This window comes from Burkholderia crassaminum, from assembly GCF_964265005.1.
Taxonomy (GTDB): Bacteria; Pseudomonadota; Gammaproteobacteria; order Burkholderiales; family Burkholderiaceae; genus Burkholderia.
The window spans coordinates 1,696,548-1,715,626 of the sequence record NZ_OZ183800.1 but is presented as its reverse complement, the minus strand read 5'-3'; the positions used below and the strand labels follow the sequence as shown (position 1 = coordinate 1,715,626).

Below are 19,079 nucleotides of genomic sequence, written 5' to 3'. Positions count from 1 at the left end.
GACCCGCGGCCTTTCGGCTGCCCGATGGCATTCGAAGCATGGGAGACATTCGATGGAAAACGAATCGGATCAGATGATGGCTGATGAAACGCTCGAAGCGGAAACGGTCGAGGCGTTGCGCCGGTTGTTCGCCAACGATGCGACGGCGGATCGCACGCTGCCTGCAGAACGCCGTGAATCGTTGACGATGATCGGCGAAGTGACCGATACGCACCATCCCGACGCGATGGGACTTATTCGCGTGAAGTGGACATTGCAGGACGACACCCCATGCGAACGCTGGCTCGAATGCGTGGATGGCGTGAAGCCCCGCATCGGCGATCGCGTGCTGCTGCAATCGCCGGCAAACTGGCCCGAGTATCTGATCGCCGGGCTGCTGACGCGGACAGGGCATGGTGAACCGGTCGAGCCGGTGGTCGAGCCCGCGATGGCGATTTCGCTTGAGGCCGACAAGTGCGTGCAGATCGCGGATGCATCGGGCTGCCCGCTGCTGCAGGTGCGGGCCTCGCCTGACGGACCTGTCGTGACGCTGCTGAACCGGAACGTGAACATCGAAGTCGCCGGCAAGCTGCGGTTGAGTGCACAGACGCTCGAACTGGAAGGCGGGCGAGGCGGTGTCGATATCCGGACCGAAGCTGACACCGTCGTGCGCAGCCGGTACGTTCGCCTGAACTGAGAGGCAGTCGCACGCCATGCATCGCGAATTCGCCGCCATCGAATTGTCGATCGAAGCGTTCATCGATCAACCCGACGATCCAACGCTGTTGATCGAAGCAACTGACAACGACGTCGTGCCTGTTCTAAAGATGATGCAATCGCTCGACGAACGCGTCGGAGATGCGGTTTTCCTGAATTTCCCGTTTCCGTGCGACTCTGTCGATGCGTATTTGCAGACATGCATGGAGGCGCTTGCACGTCAGATCGACGAGGCAAGCAGCGCGCGTGTCGAGCGTGGCGAAACAGGCTGGCCGCCGTTGCCGTTGACATGCGTCGACCCGAGGCTCGCGCCGGCGACACGGCTGCGCGATGCCGTCATGCACGTACGCACGCTGATGCCGGAGGGCACCAAGGTCGTCTGGGCATGGTTGCCGTCACCGGTTGGCGATTTCGGCGGCTTCGCGAAGCTGGTGCTGCAATGCCTGGCGCTGAACGGCTTTGAGGAATGGATGGAAGGACATCGATTCTGTATCCGCGATGACCGGAAACATCCGTGCCTGATTCCGCTTGCGCGCGACAGAAAGGCCGAGCATGTACTAATTCTTCCAGTCGATTTCTCGTCAGAGAAGGCGATCCGCCATCTGGTCGACATTGCGAACGATGCGGCCCATCCGATCGAGCAGCGCATGGACGCCTTGATGCAGATTGCCGGGATCGACCTTGCGCACGGCAGGCTGCCCGACGCGCAGCGCAAGTACTACGCGCTCTTTTCATTTCATGCGGAGCGGAAGGATTCGACCGGTTGCGCGGTCGCATTGCACGGCCTGGGTGACGTGGCGCTGCGTCACGGGTCGCCGCGTGATGCAAAGGACTGGTACCTGCGCGCACTGCCTGCCGCGCTCGATGGCCGGAATCTGCTGGTCGTGCTCAATGCGCTGATGGCGACGGGTGGCTGTTGCAACACGCTCGGCGAGCATGCAAAGGCGACGACTTATTTCGATCTGGCGAGCGGGGCGGCAGGCAGGCTGATGCTCGTGCATACGAAGATCGAGGCGATGGAGAAGGGCGGTGTCGCGTTGCTGGCATGTGGGCAAGCGGCGGAAGCCGCGAAAAGCTGGATCGCCGCGAAGGGATTGTGCGAGCAGTTTGGCTGCGAGCGGCAGCGCATCAGCATTCTGGATCGACTCGTGTCGCTTTATGGAAATGCCGGGCTGAAAACCGAGGCGAGGGCGTATGAGCTGGAAAAGGATCCGCAGTACGTGGCCCGGTTGCGGGGAGCCATTGCGCCGGGCATACGCGACGCGACGGCTGGATACGAGAAAGTACGACCATGAGTGAAACGGTAAGCCGTTTGACGCGTGCGTCCGAACCCATCGAGACTCATACCGCGTCGTCTGAATCGAAGACGGACACAGCGTGCGATTCGCTGCTCGGTACGGTCAAGTCGACCTTCGATCCGTTCAAGCAGACGTTCTCATCGGAAGGTGGCGCATTCCACCACGTCAGTGAAGCGGTGAATGCGCTTGCTTCCGTACAGGGCATGCCGTCGCAGTTACTGAATACCGGTATTGCGAAGATCCCGCTTCTCGACAAGATGCCGGGGATGCCAGCGGCGACGATCGGCGTTCCCCATCTCGGCACGCCGCATGCGCATGCCCATCCGCCGAGCAACGGCTTTCCGTTGCCCAGTGTCGGCCTGACGATCGGCAGCGGTTGCCTGAGCGTGTTGATCGGCGGTATTCCGGCCGCCCGCGTGCTGGATATCGGCTATGCACCGACTTGCGGCGGGTTGACGCCTTATTTCGACATTCAGACGGGATCGAGCAATACGTTCATCGGCGGAATGCGTGCCGCGCGCATGGGCATCGACATGACACGGCACTGCAACCCGATGGGGCATGTCGGGAAGTCCGGTGGTGAGGCGGCGAGTGCTGCAGAGAAAAGCGAGGAGGTAGCGAGCGAGGCGACGCAGGTGACTGGCCGGGCGAAAGCGTTGGGGAGAGCAAGGAAGGCTTGGTCGGTTGGTAACGCGGCGCTCGGACCTGCGTCGGGGGTGACGACTGCGGCCGATGACGCATCGCAAGGAGAGATCGCCACGGCGGCGATGATGGCCGCGCAGACGGCCGCAGATCTCGTGTTCATGATGCTCAGCAATCTGATGGGCAAGGATCCCGGTGTCGAGCCGAGTATGGGGACATTACTGCTGGGGAATCCGACGGTGTTGATCGGTGGGTTTCCGCTGCCAGACTCCCAGATGATGTGGCATGGAGCCAAGCACGGGATCGCGAAGAAAGTCAAAACTCGAATCGCAACCAGACGAAAAGCGGCTGCTCCATGCAGGAATGGTCATCCTGTTGACGTCGTCAGAGGCACGTCGGAAAACGAATTCGTCGACTATCAAGAATCCACGCCCCCCGGATTCAGTTGGGAGCGCTTTTACTGCAGTGGTTGGCGCAACCAGAACGGTGCCATTGGTTTTGGCTTTCGCCACAGCTTCCAACATGAGTTGTACCTGTTTCGCACGCGAGCCGTGTATGTCGACTCACTGAATCGGGAATATCAGTTTCCGAGAAATCCAGATGGACACTATTCAGGCGATTCTGGAGGCTACAGGCTGGCGCAGCGGGATGACCGCAGATTTACGATATGGCATGAAGCGGCCGGAGTCCTGGACTTCGAGCGCCATGGCGCAACGGGCTCGTTGGTTCGACTGGTCAGCCATGCCAGAGGACGCGTCAGGAGCGAACACCACTACGACGTGACGGGTGTATTGAACAGCATTTCACTGACCGACGAAGACGGACAGGCATTGCGTCTGATTCGTTTCGTGTACGACGATCACGGCCACATCGTACAGATCGTGATGACGGGTACCGATGGCGTTCGTCGATGCATCACCCGGTATGCATACGATTCCCATGGGTGCCTGTCCGCGGCAACGGACCCGCTTGATGCAGCGATGTTTTACGAGTATGACAACCGGCGAAGGATGGTTCGCGAAACGGATCGAAACGGCTTTTCCTTTATCTACCGATACGATGTCGAAGATCGCTGCATCGAGACGGCAGCGCAAGACGGTTTGTGGCGGGTTACCTTCGATTATCAACCTGGACGAACCATTGCCACTCATCCGGACGGCGGAATCTGGACGTTTCAATACGACGATTCGCAAACTGTGACCTGCATCGTGGACCCCTATGGTCACGCGGTAGATCGTGTAACTGGCGCCGATGGACGCATTCTGCTCGATGTCGATGCCGTTGGACGCGAACTAAGGTGGGTCTACGACAACCTTGGTCGTAGCATAGGTCGCGTCGATCACTGGGGTAACTGCTGGCCCCCCAACTCGCAGGTACCGGTGAGGCAGAGCCCCAAAGAGCATGTGCTACCTGCCACATCGCTAGATCAGCAGTGGGGGGCAGTTGAACCTCACCGCCTGCCGGCGACGTTGCTCTTGCCGATCAGCATCGAGCGATATGCCGCGTTGCTGTTCAGAGCAACTGCATCCGATCGGGCGAGTCTCCCTGAAGAGCACGATACTGCCGGGCGAGTCATGATTCGCAGGGCGGCAACCGGTGGCATCAACCACCTGGCTCGCGATGCAGTCGGCAACGTCGTTCGGAGGCGCGATAACGGCGGTAGCGAATATCGCTACGCCATAACGTCGTGGAATCTGTACGAGAGCACAACTGACCCGCTCGGCCAAGTCACCCGGTACCGCTATACAAGCAAGGCCCAAATTTCAGCGGTCATCGATCCTGTCGGCAACGAAAGCAGATATGACCACGATTTGCGAGGGCGACTCGTTCGTGTTATCCGTCACGGCGCCATACGCGAAACCTACAAGTACGATGGCGGGGACCGGCTCGTTGAAAAGTGCGATGCAACTGGCGAATGGCTGTTGCGCTTTGAGTTCGGCGACAACGGGTTACCGAGTAAACGGCTGTTGAGAAGCGGCGAAACGCATTACTACCAGCACGATACTCAGGGGAATTTCACAAATGCATCCACCGATCGGTTCGAGGTAACCCTGAAATGGGACTCGTTCGGTCGAATGGTTTCCGACAAACGTGACGGCTTCGGTATCGAGCATCAGTACGCGAACACGAAGCGCTTAAGCACGACCTGGTTTGAACGATTTTCTGTCTCTTACGGGTCGGATGGTGCTGGCGAAACCGTGATCCGCACTCCGACGGGCAGCACACACCGGATCGCCCGTTCATCAGATGGTGATGTACTCGTGCAGTTAGGAAATGGAACAAACGTGCTGCGTCGATTCGACGCCAATGGCAAGTGTGAAGGTCGTATCGTGTGGCGTGACGAGGCTCATGAGACCATTGATGCAACACAATACACATACAGTGCGACTGGCGAGCTGCTCACTGTCACAAGCACGTCAGGGGATGCGATTGAATACCAGTACGATGCTGCACATCGACTAATCCACGAGAAGCGAGCAGGGTGGCCGGCACGCCGATTCGCTTACGATCCGTCAGGAAATCTGATATCGACTCCGGAATGTGCGTCGATCCGTTATGGCGAAGGGAACCGCCTCGCTACCGCGTCAGCAATGCAGTTTCACCATGACAACCGAAATCACATTGCTAGGCAAGTCGACGAGGGCGGCAACCACACGAACTACGCCTACAACAGCATGGATCTGTTGACACTTGTCGAGTGGAGCAACCGAGCCGACACGTGGACAGCAGACTACGATGGCCTTTGCAGGAGACTCTATCAAGCCTACGGAGGAACATGCACATTTTACTATTGGGACAATGATCGTCTGGCGGCTGAAATACAATCCGATGGGTCGGTTCGCCTCTATATTTACGGAGATGAATCGGCGATTTTGCCTTTCATGTTCATCGATTATGTTTCGATAGACGAAAAACCGGAAAATGGCGCCGAGTATTTCGTGATTTCAAACCAGGTCGGCATGCCGGAATGGATCGAAAGCGATACGGGTGAAGTCGTGTGGTACGCGGAAAGCATCGACCCATATGGCCAAATCGAAGTAAGGCCCGGAAATTCGCTTACCTATGACTTGCGGTTTGCCGGCCACCAGTATGACCAGGTAACGGGATTGCATTACAACCGGTTCCGTACTTACAGTCCAGCCTTGCGGCGTTACCTGCAATCCGACCCTATCGGTCAAGCAGGAGGGGTGAATGTCTACGCTTACACTGCGAATCCTCTTGTGCAGGTCGATGTACTCGGATTGTCATGCGATCCGTCCGCCGGAAAAGCTTCGGAAGGCCCCGAAGGTCACGCCGTAGAAGATGAGCCGGTCATCGTTGAAAAAGATGAACACGGGCAATATAAATCAACGGGAGAATTGTTCCCGAGATATCCAATACGGCCCGGTGCCTTTTTCCCAAAGGACCTCATCAATGTTCCAGAAAATGAGCGCCCCGAATTCGACAAAGTACGCAAAGAAGCAAACAAGATGAGCGAAGATTTTCACAATGCCATGGGCGAATACGACAGAAGAAATGTGACTCTTTTACCATTTATTTTTAAAAAGAAAGACGGCTCATACCACATAGGTGTTGCCGCGAGCCAGGAATGGTCAGAATTGCAGAAAGGGTTAGATAAGGATGTATTTAGCAAATTGGAAAGCATCTCCAAGGGGCATGTTATTGCATCCGGCACTGGGGATATCCCTGCGCCAGAGTCCTACTATCGAGTCGTCAACTACAAGGAACCGGAGACAACCGACCACCACGCGGAACAACGAGCACTCCGCTGGGCGGATTCGCAACCGGACATCGCAGGATGTGCTTATTTCGCGCCGACCTTGCCCGTGTGTGAGGGATGCCTGCAAGCCATCTATAACCGGATCCCCCCCGGGAAAGAACGTTTTGACCCTGACGATCCCAGCACTCCTGCCATTTCGGATAAGGGACAGAAGAGTGTTTTTTATAAAAACGATCCTCATCCCAGCAAAATCAAAAAGAACGAACCCAGCAAAAACAAGAAAAATGCCTTGCCACGGGGGATCATCGATGACAACGCCAAGGAGGAGGCTATCAATGACGTCTTTGCGGGAAATCTCGACAACAACGGGAAACCGGACAAGTCAAAGGTGCTCGATCCAACCAGACTGGGGGATATCGCAAAGAAGTGGGATCTACGAAAACCTGCGCTGAAAAACTGGGCTCAACGGGAGGGAGCGGCCCTGGAGGCTCTCGCGGGACGGACGGATGAAGAAAAGCAAAAGAAGAAGATGCCTGACAACAACGCACTTAAAGCAGCCGCAAAGACGTGGGAGGTCAAGGAAGAACAGTTGAAGACTGTAGTAAAAAAATTTCTGAAAAAACTATGATCCGATACAAACCCCTTACGGCAGCCGCAGGATGTCCAGGTCGGATGAGCCAGTCGATTCGACGGAAGCCCAGTGAAGATCGATCACCCACGCATGTTATTTTACATAACGTGAATTATCGATATGACTGGTACATTTGGAGGTGTTGCGTCCCGCGCCGCAGATCAGCCGATTCAGCGCAACACTGAACTCTGTAAATGGTACTTATCGGCGTTGCGCTAAGGTTCTATCGACATACGGCAGTCTCGTTAGAGTCATGAAGTCCAGCCGCACCGTCTTCACTCCGCCCAGAGTCTTGACGCAGTCTGAGTTACCGATTGCCCCAACGGTTGGAAGCCATGCGCAACAGCGCTGCATTGGCAGCACGCAAATCGAACAATTCCGCGTCGAAGCCGGACCCGATCCAGTTTCGACAACGCTCTGCCTTTTCACTGTCCGGCTCGTTGGATAGCGTATTCAGGAACCTCTCATAACCCGATGGCCCGCCAACGTCCTCCGGCGGACAAGCACGGGCGCCGCCAATGACTTGGGCTTCTCCCCAAGGTTGGCCCTCGATTGTTTCCATCTTCTCGACGGCGACGCTGTGATTCCAGCCGTCCCCAAAGTCGTATCGGTAAACGAAGTGCGAACCTGGCTTCAGGACCGCCTGCAGACGAATCTTTCGGTCATCCGCAGTCGTGCCCGCGTCAGCAAAGTCCACCACATCGTCGATCTCGAACATGGCGTAGGTCATGCCGTCGATCAGGAAGTCGTGGAGATGGGCGTCTTCCCACCCGAAAGCTGCTTGCAGAATGTGATGCAGCTTGCGCAGCGATTCAGTTCCTTCGACCTCGATCCGACGCCAGATGGGCGGATCGAGGTGCTGAAGCGCCACTTTGAGGGTGAAGCGCTGGAACGATTTCGGCATTCGATCTCCGGAGAACGAGAATCTGCACTATTATCGCCCTAGGATGATTCGCCAGGATCTACTTGCGAGCGAGAATCCAACATCGTTTCGGTTCGGCTTGGTTTCCGAGAATCGCTTAATTCGTTAGATTCTCTTATGTAAAATAGAAAAAGATATCTGTTCGATACCCACTCGCTCGAAATTGCCAGCTTGGCTCGCAGCACGGGCAATCAGGACATGGTCTGATCTGTCCACCGGTCAGAGCAATCTGGCCTCTCACTCCGACCAACCGTCAGGTCCAGGCGCACTGAGACCAAGCGACATTCCGGGGAGAAATCCGCCTATATGGCCGATGTCTCGGCAAAGATCAAATCCGACAAAAGGCCAGCGACATTCTCCCGTTACAGTAATCGGCAGGTGCCTGACATCATAATGGGACGCTGCGCATAGCTGCAGATATCCACCGATTGAATCGATTTCGTCCTCACGAAGAACTGCTGCAAGCGTCGTAATTGGTGCTCTCCGCCAGTTTGGGGAACCGACTTGGAATTTTTCTCGCAGCGAGAGAATGTGCTCACGGATAAATACTCTTTGATCTCCGAGAACCACGAATTTGCTGTCGCTGACGGGACACTCAGCGACATTTACAGATGCCGGGGTTTCAGGGCTGTTGAGTATCTTAAATATTCTAAATTTTTCACTCTTTATACAGAAACCAAAGATGATCAGTTCACATTTCGCGTTGGTCGGGTAATGGACGCCGATGCTCTGGATGTATTTCTCGGCCAACTTCCGTGCCAGCTCCGCGATATCGGCCAGTGTGGGCCTTCGTTCTTCGAACGTATAGTTGGGTGCATCGTAGTAATGTAACTCCTGGAGATCACCCAAAACAGTTGCAAGCATCTCCTTGACGTTGGCGCCTACAAGTGTACTGCCCGCGAACCCGAAACCGAAAGAGAGGACGCGCTTCGGTCGCCTACGTGAATAGTCACTCTTGGAGTCAAAGCAGTTGGCATGTATTGAAAAAAGCTTGGGACAATTGTCTGTCCAAACACCTCCCGCACCGGACACTCGAGAGTCGCTTACGGCCCACACACCACTGAAAAAATCTTCCTGATTCAGCCAACACACTATTGACGTCAAATCTCCCCCTCCCCTATAGCCCTATGTCCCGACGAAATCGAATCCAATCTAATGCTTGCTCATTCGATTACGACGTAGAACGGCGCTGATTTTCCATACAACCTTCCATCGCTCTTTCCAACGAGGAAAGCTTCGACGAAATGCACTCCGCGATAGCGCAGATCTTCCGTTCTGGAAAAACCTGCATCGCTACTATAGAAACCTCCACGCAACGAGTTCGCGTTATACGCTGCTTTGTCGGTATTGGTGATCCGCCATTCGACCTTATAGTTGCTCGGAAACGGAACACCGACGCTGTTCGTCGCGGTAAACCGAATGGCACGGCCGGACGTCAACGGGTCGAGTGATGTGACCTGGCCGAGATTCGTTCCGTTCCTTGATGTCAACAGTTCGGCCCCTACCTTGATGGTGATCTGCTGGGTTGCCGTACGCCACTTAGGCCGTTGTACATAAGGCAAACTAGCCATGCGTCCCGGGAGGGCTGCGTGACCTTTTTGCTTAATCAGATCAACTAGGTCGCGAATCTGGCCGGCAACGACAACGGCTGTGCTTTTTGCAACAACGGATTCGCTTATGCGTGCCGATTCCTTGGCCTCGGCGGCGGCAAACTCGTCACCGAAGACACGACGCCACTTACCGATAGACTCATCGCGATCTGCCTCGTCATATGCGTCATCGATCCAGCCGCGATAGAGATTGATTTTTTCGCGAAAGTTGGAGTACTGCGTTTGGTCCCAGACACGACTCTGCACCTCCGAGCTCAGTACGGGATTACGAATTTCGGGTAACACCTCGCGCTGCTGAAGCCAGTTATCGAGGCGGCCGACGACCGTTCTCAAGCACGTCGGCGTGTCCGCGAATGCTGCGCTGTCCTTGTCCCCATCAAAAATATGCGAACCAACCAGCGTAGTAAAAAGGAAGGACGGGCAGGTAAAGTTCGTCTTAATGTCCCGCAGATACTTCAGCAATCGTGTGACCTTCTTGAGATCGTTACCACCAGCGACGGCGTTTCGGCCCGTTACCCAGGTTGTGTACGCCAATGGCGAAGACGCCTCAAAAGTGTTCGATCCCCGATTGCAGACTTCATAAGTATTCCCACCGAGTCGCCCCTTTACACACGGAGCGATATCGATGCGACGATCGCCCGCATATTCGATGGTCACGCAGTGTGAATAGCGACGCACTTTGTCCTTGTAGGTGCTGTGCCCATCGAATAAGCCTCCCAACTTGTTAACGTAGTCTTTCGCTTCCCAGCCGGAAACGGGCTCAACGAAAACCACCAAATCAGCATCGAATTCGTCGCCCGAAAGAGGCTTGATGATGGTCCCGTGAGCCCAGGAGCCGTGCGCTGCGAAGCTTACGATCTTGGGCCCCCAGGCTGAGCCCTTGATGGCCATTTTCACCGCCTCAACACTGCCTTCAAGCAGGTCGACGCGAGTCTGATTGAGGTTGACCTCGTCGCGAAGGAAAGTATTGAATAGGTCTATGAGTTTCATGTTTTTGCTCCCTTCTCGATCACCATCTTGGCACCCTCCACCACGTTCCTGGCCGCGTGATGCGCTTGGTCTTCGCTCACTGCTCTCATGCGTTCGTACGCCCACCTGCACACAAGAGGAATTCGCCCTCTGTGCTGGTAGATGGTGTTTTACTCAACTCGACGAACGAAAGCTCAACTCCGAAAAACACCGTGATGAATAAGAGCGCCTACCATACTTGCGGCATAGGCATGCGCCCCCTCTCCTGTCAACCACATGTATCGAAACGCAATCTGCAGATGCCGGTTTCATATCTGCGCTCAAGTGGCTCGATGCGTACTGGAGGGCTACAGCCCATATACTCTGTGATGGACTTGCGACATTAGATATTCAGAGCACGACGCCGCGCTTCCCATTCAATGGTCAACGCATCATTCATTTTACTGAAAATTCGACTGGAAAGCGTAACCGCTGCAACAGACTTGGTTGATTCATACACATTGAATTGCTCTATCGCAGTTGCGTTAAAAATCGTATCACCAGGTTTATTTAAAAATAGCGAATAAAGTCTTTCGTACACCATTTCGCACCGCGATCTAAAATACTCGAGTCGAATACAGCGGACGACGATCTGCTCACCAAAGATCGTAGCCGCGGCGATTGCCGCGAAAGCCAAATCATCCTCTCTGAGCATGAAAATAAAAACAACTATCGCCGCCAAAGCTTGAACCCGCGTCCACAAACACATTTCTTTCACAATTTCCATGCTAAAAAAGCAATTTTCAAGCGTGGTAGCCGCCAATCTACTATGCCCATTAGCAAGTGGATTGTTGTAATATCCCGTGGTCGAATGCTGAGCTAGCGGCACCCCAAAACTATTCGAAAGCTGGTCTGCCGCTCGCGCCTGCGTCGCACGCGGGAAAAAATACAACCTTGCAACGACGCCTATTGAAAAACTAACAAACGCTAATACAACCAGCATCATCTGAAGAAGATTGTATAATTTAATATTACTCTCTCGACTCACCGTGACAAGGAAAATGGAAATCCCTGTCGCAAAAATAAAAATTAAATTACCCCAAAATTCCGCTCGCTCCAGGGGGCTATAATATCGCTCGCGAATAGGGTCCTGCCGATTTACGTTAGCCATACGATGGAAATTGACTCCAAAAAATGCTACGCCATTGACTTATTGCTTGATCAGCAGCCCCCAACACCCCCATAAGCCAGGCAGTATTGGCAGCATCCCGAGCCTGCACAAGTTTTCTGTAGAGTATCAAGCGATTCTCAAGGGTGACATAGTCATCGACTTGATCACCACGGTAATAGTATGGCGACAGCACTGTGCTGGACAGTACTCGAAAAAAATTTGCCAGCGCCTGCGGCAACGTCGCCAAATCTCCAGGCGCAAGTTGCTGCAGTGCGACGCACTCAATATAGTAATTGCGAAGCAAGTGCCCGTGATGCGCATTCCAGTGCTTCAAAATCTTTACAGCCTTTCTAAAGTTTTGCCCACAACTCACTGCCTGTGCGTCAATGGCATCAACATGATCCTTTGGACGAGATTTTATCCATGTCTCGGTGTTCATATCCGGAACATTCAGAAACTGAGCCTCATCGTACCTCATCCCGTCGTGGCTCGTAAAGAATACCGGCACCACGTCTACGTCGGGAAACGAAGTATATTTCAACGTGACGGCTTGGCCGTTTCGTCGAACGCTAGGCTTCGCATTCAACGCCTGACGCACCGCAAGAAGAACCTCTGACGGAAGCTTGTTATAGCAGTGCTTTCTAAAATGTAGCACCACGAATATGTCAAGATCCGCCTTCTTTAAAGCCGTGAATTTTGGAATCGATCCGCCCGCAAAGCTATCAATCACGTCAAATCGCTTTCCAAGCAATCCGACAATGTGATTCCGCCGAATTGCCGCCAACGCACGAAAATCACCTGGGAGATTGATCGTTTGATAGAAATCCGAGAACGCACCATCTACCGTGTATGTCACGCTTTCCCCACCCTTGGTGTGATTTCACCCCTTCTGTGCTGTCACCGTTCGCCCACCGCCGCACGTGTACGCCATCCTCTAGCAATTGATGCACGTGCACATATTTGTTGAGAGCGTGTAGTTCGGACCGGATGGGTCCCCCCGCCGGCCCACTCCCCAGTCAGCAACCACTCTTCGAAATATCCAAGCCACTCTACCGCCCACGCGACGTGAGTTCCTGCTAGGTCCATCTGAGGCGCCCACTCGCGGTACTGGGGCGAAAACAGACAAAGGTGGGTACCACGACCTTTGTGTCGGTAAGTGTGCGGTAGACGGCGACCAGAGGCCAAGATCGACAAATCCGGCTGCAGCACGAATACGTCTGGCGCGACATATCCTTTCCGAACCGTGAGTAAACACCGATAGAAACGTGAGAATTCGCCCGGCGCAACGGAAAAGCAATACCGCAGTTCACGCCCGGAAAAAATTTCGACGACAGCATCTGGCAACGCGAGGCGCTCAAGCTCCATTCGCCTCTGGGTGAGCGATGGGATAATCACCTGTCCGGGTCGCATCAATCACCATGGAAATTGTGGGCTCGTGCCGGCAACGTCCGCGTCGCTGCCGTCGCCGTCACTAGAGCAACCCGTCCTGCCACACGATTACTCTCTCGCGCGCTCGTCAGTTCAGCTTTCAACGTGCTCGCAGACCGTGCGCCGAACGCACTACCGACGATGCTAATCAGTACATCGTTGCCCAAGTTGCGGTCGACCGCCTCATGCAGTTTGCCCAGGTCGTGCGCCAGGACACCTATCCAACCTTCGAACGCCTCTTGCTTGCCTTGATTGTTCATAGCGCTCGCCAAGTTGTCCTTGGGGGCCGACGGATTAGGCAAATTCCACTCTTCCGCGCCATTCAGTAACGTGGTTCGATGAAACAAGTTCGGCATCATCTTGACCATATCAAGGAGCAGGTCCAGCGGACTATCGTGCTGAACCGGTGCAAGCCGCGCGTAGGCCAACGCCGCCAAGGTCGTGACGAACACCGATGTCGGTGTAAGCTTCTTCAGTTCTGCGCTGACCGAGAATTTGCTGTTCCGGTGCAGCTTGAGCAGTTGCACGAAACGACAAAGCAGCCGATTAAACACTTCGTCGGCGTTTGCGAGTGGCACAACCTCCGCCCTATCAGCAGAATCCATTGCTTTCGCGACTACGATGCGCTCTCGGAAGACTGGTGAAATCGCGGCTGCCTGATCGAAATGTTTTGCATATCCCTGCGGATTAGTCGACTCGTACTTCATCACCGCGCGATCCGGGATCAGTGCATGGGTGTCGCCAAACGGTGCCGACAAAAGCGGCGCCTCAATCACCGGCGCGATATCTGCACTCATGCCATCCGCATACCCCAACGTGACACACCTCTCCCATCGTCGGATCGTCATACCATGGTAGTCGGCATAGCCTTTTAAGGCCCAGTAAAAATCGTTGATGAGTGAAGCCGGGCCGCCGTGCGTCAAATACCGACCACGAGCGTCGGAGCTCAACAACGCAATCAGATCGACGTCGAAGCCGTCAGTTGAGGTTCGCAGCGGGCGCACCATAGTGCCAAGCTGTCGAGAACCATGCGGATGGATTTTGATCAGCAAGTCGGCAAATTCATCCCGGCTCGCGAGGAAATCGGCGGTGCCTTCGTAGGAAGACGCCAGTCGCTCAAGTTGGGTCGCAGTGGGCTCATGGTCACGCGCAATCGCATCGACCAGAAAGAAAAAGCGCCGAGACAGATCGGATGCCGCGGGACGGTGAAATCGCGCTGCCAGGGAATCGGAAATTGCGGTAGACCCAGCCATCTTCTCTCCATTTCCTTAAAAAGAGCCGGCACCCCAAAAAAATACTAGATCTAGTGTCGACTAGAATGATTCACCCCAAGTGTAGTGCCTTTTCTGGGGAGCACCATTCCAACTAAACACGAGCGGCAGTATTTTTTGTAACAAAACAACAAGCAATCGTTTGCGCGTGGTAGCCCGTGATTTCTCGTGCAAAGAGGCGGGATGAACAGGGTAAGTGCAATTTCCCACCATAATCCTTGTGGTTATGAAGGGTGGTCGACTTATGCTTGGATCGCTATAAGCGTTTAGCCGCCTAAATGCCAGGACACCATGGCAATCCCAGTGCTTCCTCGTCAATAGCTTGAATCAAAGCGGGTGTTGGCGTCCATTGACGGCGTTTTATGGCAAAGCCGGCCGACGCATCGACAACCTTCGCAGCGCCTTCCTTGTCGTCACGGTGGTCTGAGGAACCGGTACACGCGCATGCCGCTGCGCCCCGATTCCGTCGGAGACGGCGTAAATGCTCACCGTCTGAATGGCAGACCGCGCTGATGGGATCTCCCGCCGTTCGACTGCCACATCAGCCGACGGCACCACCCGCCGACGAGGACGCAGCGGTTCGACTGCCCTACCTGAATCCACGCTGGCGTGTATCGCTCCCCGTCGTGCAATTGACGGTGTCTGCAATCCAGACAGGCGGCACGGCCGATTCATCGGCGTTCGACGCACTATTGATGACCGGAGCGCACGAAGGTGCGGAGGCTAGGCGCATTTTCCAGTCGATCAGTTTTGCGAATAAATCATGCTATAGTGATAAGATTAATTATCTTTCCACATTGATAAGACGCTACAGGTACGAGGAATTTGGGAACTCTTACTTCGCGCTGCGCACTGATTGCATCATGTCCAGAGCGGTCCGGAGCGCCCTGAGACGGGCTAGCGGCGTTGACGCCGGAAGACTTTCAACACAGCGGCGACCACGCTTCCGGCAAGCAAATCGTCGAGGTCGCCTGCTCGATCTGTTGCGGGCCGCCCTTGGGCGGCCACAGTCCTTCGGCGTAGTGGCGTGCCCTCAATGTCATGCGTTCCTCGAGGCTCGCGAATCCCCAGATATGCGTGATTCGCGGCAGGCCGTCGATCGCGTACATGTTCGCGACGAGGTGAGACGTGTAGGCTTCGGCAGGCCCGACAGCTTCCTTCCATGCAGCGATCGTCGGCGCCAGCCCTGCTGGTTTGAGCCAGTAGCGGCGAAGCTCGTAGAAGCGGCCCAGTTTCATTGGCGTGATTTCGCGCAGAAAGGGAAACAGCGCGTGGCTTTCCATCGTGATGCCGACGTCGTGGCCGCCGATATTGAATGGCCCGTCACTCATCAACGCGCGACGGCGTTCCTGCTGCAACTCATCGGCATGCTCGAAGCCGCGCAACACGACGATCCGCCCCAGTTCGCCGATCTCCGAGCGCCAAGCGCCAAGGAGGCGACCCGCGGCGCCTGCATCCGACACCCAGCGATGCGCGCCAGCGGAGATGGCGTCTTGCTCCAGCAGCGGACATGACAAGGTCGTCAGCTCATATAGCATTTCGATACTCCTTCGTCCCGTGAATGAGACCCGGCCGCTTCGATGCAACGCGTCCGGCCCGCGTGCCGCATTCGAAGAATGCGCCGCTTCTGCGCAGCCCCGGAAGAGAAGCGTTCGTTGATGTACGTAGTCAACCCGCCCCAGGGAAAAGTGACCAGGAGAGGGCGGTTCGCTTAACCCCTGCTCCGGCCGTAGCAATCAGCGGGCCAAACCAGGCTGAAAATTCGATTTGACAACCGCCGCTTGCACATCGCTCGCCTACCTAAAGATTCTTTGAGCGTGGCCAAAACCTCCACTGTTCCTCGCCTCCAGAACTGGTTACCTACACCATCGGTAGCTGCCGGACCGACTTGCCGGTGAGTTGAGCGACGGCGTGTGCCACGGCTGGCGCGACCGGAGGCACGGTAATTTCACCGACTCCGGTCGGTTCGGCTGTGCTCGGGACGACATGGGTTTCGATCACTGGCGCCTCCGCCATCTTCAGCACCGGATAGTCGGGGAAGTTGGATTGAATGACCCTTCCGTCCTTGATCTCAATCTGGCTGTACAAGGCTGCGCTCAGCCCGAAGATGATCCCGCTTTCCATCTGCTGCGCGACGATACCGGGGTTGACCACCGTTCCGCAGTCCGCCACGCAGACGACGCGATGCACGCGTGGCTTGCCATCCTTGAGCGACACCTCCACCACCTGTGCCACCACTGAGCCGAATGAGTTGTGCAGCGCCAGCCCGCGCGCACGCGGTGCGCCATCGGCGGCGGGCGCGAGCGGCTGGCCCCAGCCTGCCGCCTGCGCCGCGATGTCGAGCACGTTCAGCTCACGCGGATGCGCTTTGAGCAGGTCGCGCCGCATCGCCAGCGGATCGAGCTTGGCGGCAGCCGCCACGTCGTTCAGGAAGCCTTCCAGGAAGAACCCCGCGTAGGAGTGGCCGACGCTGCGCCAGAATCCGATCGGCACCGGCAAGTCAACCACCAGATGCGCAATGTGTTCGTGCTCGATCTCGTACGGCTGGTCGAACAAGCCTTCGGCCGTATAGCGGTCGATGCCGAGCGACGGCGCACCGAACAGGCGCTCCAACTCGCCGGCCAGGATCGACTGGCCGGCACTTCGCGAGGCGATGGCCGTCACCTTGCCATTCTCGACGCGGGCCTTCAGCCGCGCGATGGCCTGTGGGCGGTAGAAGTCGTGCTTGATGTCATCTTCGCGCGCCCAGATCACCTGCACCGGGCGGCCTTCCGTCCTGGCGGCGATCGTCACCGCCTGGCCGACAAAGTCCGACTCCAACCGCCGCCCGAAACCGCCGCCGATGAGCGGGATATCGATGTGCACCTTGTCCCGGCTCACGCCTGCCGCCCGGGCCGCGACCAGTTGGGCCAGCGTGGCGACCTGCGTGGGCGCCCAAAGCTGCACCCGATCCTTGGTCACCTGCGCCGTGCAGTTGATAGGCTCCATGGCGGCATGCGCAAGGTACGGCGCACTGTATTCGGCCTCGACAATGGTCGCACCCTGTGCATTCTCAAAGGCCTTCAGCCCATCACCCGTCGAACGGTAGGTGAAGCCACCCTTGTCACTGTCCAGTGCACCGACAAGCTGTTGGTGGATGCCAGCCGAATCGAGGGTGGCATGCGGCCCGTTGTCCCACTCGGGTTCGAGCGTCACCAGGGCCTGACGTGCCTGCCAGTAATGGTCCGCGACCACGGCGACGCCAGGAGCGCCGCCCGTCGAGCCCTCAAACGGCACGACATACCGCACGCCGGGCATCACAAGGGCTGCTTTCGACTGGAAGGTCTTGAGCTTGCCGCCAAATACCGGACACATGACGACGGCCGCATACAGCATGCCGGGTGGCCTCATGTCGATGGCAAAGCGGGCACTGCCATCCGTCTTGGCGGCGATGTCGTTGCGCGGCGCAGGCTTGCCCACCAACTGGTATTGCGAAGCGGGCTTGAGCGTGACATTGGACGGCGGAGCAATCTCGCGCGCCTTCTGCGCGACGGCGCTGAAAGGCATCTGCTTGCCGCCCGGGCCAATAAGTTGCCCTTCCCGCACCGTCACCAGCGTTGACTGCACGCCCCATTCTCGCGCGGCCGCCTCCACTAGCGTGGCGCGCGCGGTTGCGGCGGCCTCGCGCACCGGTTGCCAGCCGTCGGCCATGCTGCTGCTGCCACCGGTGATGATGAGGCCGATCTCGCGCGCACTCTTGGCCATGATCCAATGCAGTGCGCGCGCCCAGATCTTGTCCGCGTCGTCCGGATGCAGCGGCAGCGAGCTGTCACCCATGGCAACGACATTACCGTAGATGCGTTCGATGGGCGACGACTCGATGCTCACCCGCGCCAGCGGAATATCAAGCTCCTCTGCGGCCAACATCGACAGCCCCGTGTGGATACCCTGCCCCATCTCGACACGCGGCATTGCCAGGATCACATTGCCTTCCGACGTGATCTTGATCCAGCCATTCAGGGCAATCTGATCAGACGTTTCGGGAAACACCGCGGGATCACCGAGCCGGCTGCGCGGAGGCATCACACCCCAGCCCACCACCAGCGCACCGCCAAGGCCAATCGCCCCCAGCAGAAATCGGCGCCGCCCGGGGCGTGCAATCGTGGTGTCGGCACTCATGCGTGACCCTCCCGCAGCGCTTTCGCCGCACGCTTGATGGCGATGCGCACGCGCGGATACGTCCCGCAACGACACAGGTTCGTGATGGCCGTGTCGATATCCGCATCACTCGGGTCAGGTTGCCTCGTCAACAAATCTGCCGCCGCCATTAGCATGCCCGACTGGCAATAGCCGCACTGCGGTACCTGTTCGTCAACCCATGCCTGCTGCAACGCATGGCGCTTGCCCGAGGATTCGGCCAGCCCTTCGATCGTGGTGATGCGCTTGCCTGCGACCGCTGCCACGGGCAGGACACAAGATCGCACCGCCGTACCATCCAAATGCACGGTACACGCGCCGCAAGCAGCGACGCCGCAGCCGAATTTCGTGCCCGTCAGGTTCAGGTGGTCACGCAGCACCCACAGCAACGGGGTGGCCGGGTCGCAATCGATGTTGACCCGTTGGTGGTTGACGTCAAGATCCATGTATTGCTTCCTTGCCTCATATCACGATGGCTTAGCCGACTACCCGCACCTTAAGGTCAAACCAAACTTTAATGTCAAGCACCCGGATGCGAATAACCTGGGTTGGCTGTCTGGTGACC

Annotated in this window: 12 protein-coding genes; 3 read left to right on the top strand and 9 right to left on the bottom strand. The window is 56.6% G+C overall.

Going from position 1 to position 19,079, the window contains the following annotated elements; translation table 11 throughout:
- The first annotated feature begins 52 nt into the window (after positions 1-52).
- Genes ACPTTF_RS24720 through ACPTTF_RS24710 form a run of 3 tightly spaced genes read left to right on the top strand, consistent with a single transcriptional unit; the run spans position 53 to position 6,985 of the window.
- Positions 53-676 carry a hypothetical protein gene (locus ACPTTF_RS24720; protein ID WP_423368608.1) on the top strand — a complete coding sequence of 208 codons (624 nt, stop codon included), beginning with the start codon at positions 53-55 and terminating at the stop codon, positions 674-676.
- Positions 677-692: 16 nt separating this feature from the next.
- Positions 693-1,991, top strand: coding sequence for a hypothetical protein (locus tag ACPTTF_RS24715; RefSeq protein WP_423368607.1), 1,299 nt, complete (start codon positions 693-695; stop codon positions 1,989-1,991).
- On the top strand, positions 1,988-6,985 hold the full coding sequence (locus ACPTTF_RS24710; RefSeq protein ID WP_423368606.1) for an RHS repeat-associated core domain-containing protein: 4,998 nt from the start codon (positions 1,988-1,990) through the stop codon (positions 6,983-6,985). Before ACPTTF_RS24715 ends, ACPTTF_RS24710 begins: the two co-directional genes overlap by 4 nt.
- A 310-nt stretch (positions 6,986-7,295) precedes the next feature.
- Here the strand turns inward: ACPTTF_RS24710 and ACPTTF_RS24705 are convergent, their stop codons facing one another.
- From ACPTTF_RS24705 to ACPTTF_RS24665, 9 genes are all read right to left on the bottom strand, one after another.
- Positions 7,296-7,892 carry a plasmid pRiA4b ORF-3 family protein gene (locus ACPTTF_RS24705; protein ID WP_423368605.1) on the bottom strand — a complete coding sequence of 199 codons (597 nt, stop codon included), beginning with the start codon at positions 7,890-7,892 and terminating at the stop codon, positions 7,296-7,298.
- Positions 7,893-8,147: 255 nt separating this feature from the next.
- Positions 8,148-8,774, bottom strand: a complete 627-nt coding sequence (locus ACPTTF_RS24700) for a hypothetical protein (RefSeq protein WP_423368604.1) — start codon at positions 8,772-8,774, stop codon at positions 8,148-8,150.
- A gap of 299 nt (positions 8,775-9,073) precedes the next feature.
- Positions 9,074-10,510 carry an SMODS domain-containing nucleotidyltransferase gene (locus ACPTTF_RS24695; RefSeq protein WP_423368603.1) on the bottom strand — a complete coding sequence of 479 codons (1,437 nt, stop codon included), beginning with the start codon at positions 10,508-10,510 and terminating at the stop codon, positions 9,074-9,076.
- Positions 10,511-10,871: 361 nt separating this feature from the next.
- Positions 10,872-11,639: a hypothetical protein gene (locus ACPTTF_RS24690; protein WP_423368602.1), complete on the bottom strand. Its 768-nt coding sequence runs from the start codon at positions 11,637-11,639 to the stop codon at positions 10,872-10,874.
- Entirely contained in the window at positions 11,632-12,495 is an 864-nt protein-coding gene (locus ACPTTF_RS24685; protein ID WP_423368601.1) for an SMODS domain-containing nucleotidyltransferase, read from the bottom strand. The genes ACPTTF_RS24690 and ACPTTF_RS24685 overlap by 8 nt, the downstream gene beginning before the upstream one ends.
- A gap of 553 nt (positions 12,496-13,048) precedes the next feature.
- Positions 13,049-14,320, bottom strand: coding sequence for a nucleotidyltransferase domain-containing protein (locus ACPTTF_RS24680; RefSeq protein WP_423368600.1), 1,272 nt, complete (start codon positions 14,318-14,320; stop codon positions 13,049-13,051).
- A 941-nt stretch (positions 14,321-15,261) separates the two neighbouring features.
- Positions 15,262-15,876: an NIPSNAP family protein gene (locus ACPTTF_RS24675; RefSeq protein WP_423368599.1), complete on the bottom strand. Its 615-nt coding sequence runs from the start codon at positions 15,874-15,876 to the stop codon at positions 15,262-15,264.
- A 322-nt stretch (positions 15,877-16,198) separates the two neighbouring features.
- A complete protein-coding gene (locus ACPTTF_RS24670) occupies positions 16,199-18,496 on the bottom strand; it encodes a molybdopterin cofactor-binding domain-containing protein (protein WP_423368598.1) in 2,298 nt (765 codons plus the stop codon).
- Positions 18,493-18,960 carry a (2Fe-2S)-binding protein gene (locus ACPTTF_RS24665; RefSeq protein WP_126369818.1) on the bottom strand — a complete coding sequence of 156 codons (468 nt, stop codon included), beginning with the start codon at positions 18,958-18,960 and terminating at the stop codon, positions 18,493-18,495. The genes ACPTTF_RS24670 and ACPTTF_RS24665 overlap by 4 nt, the downstream gene beginning before the upstream one ends.
- Positions 18,961-19,079: the final 119 nt, after the last annotated feature.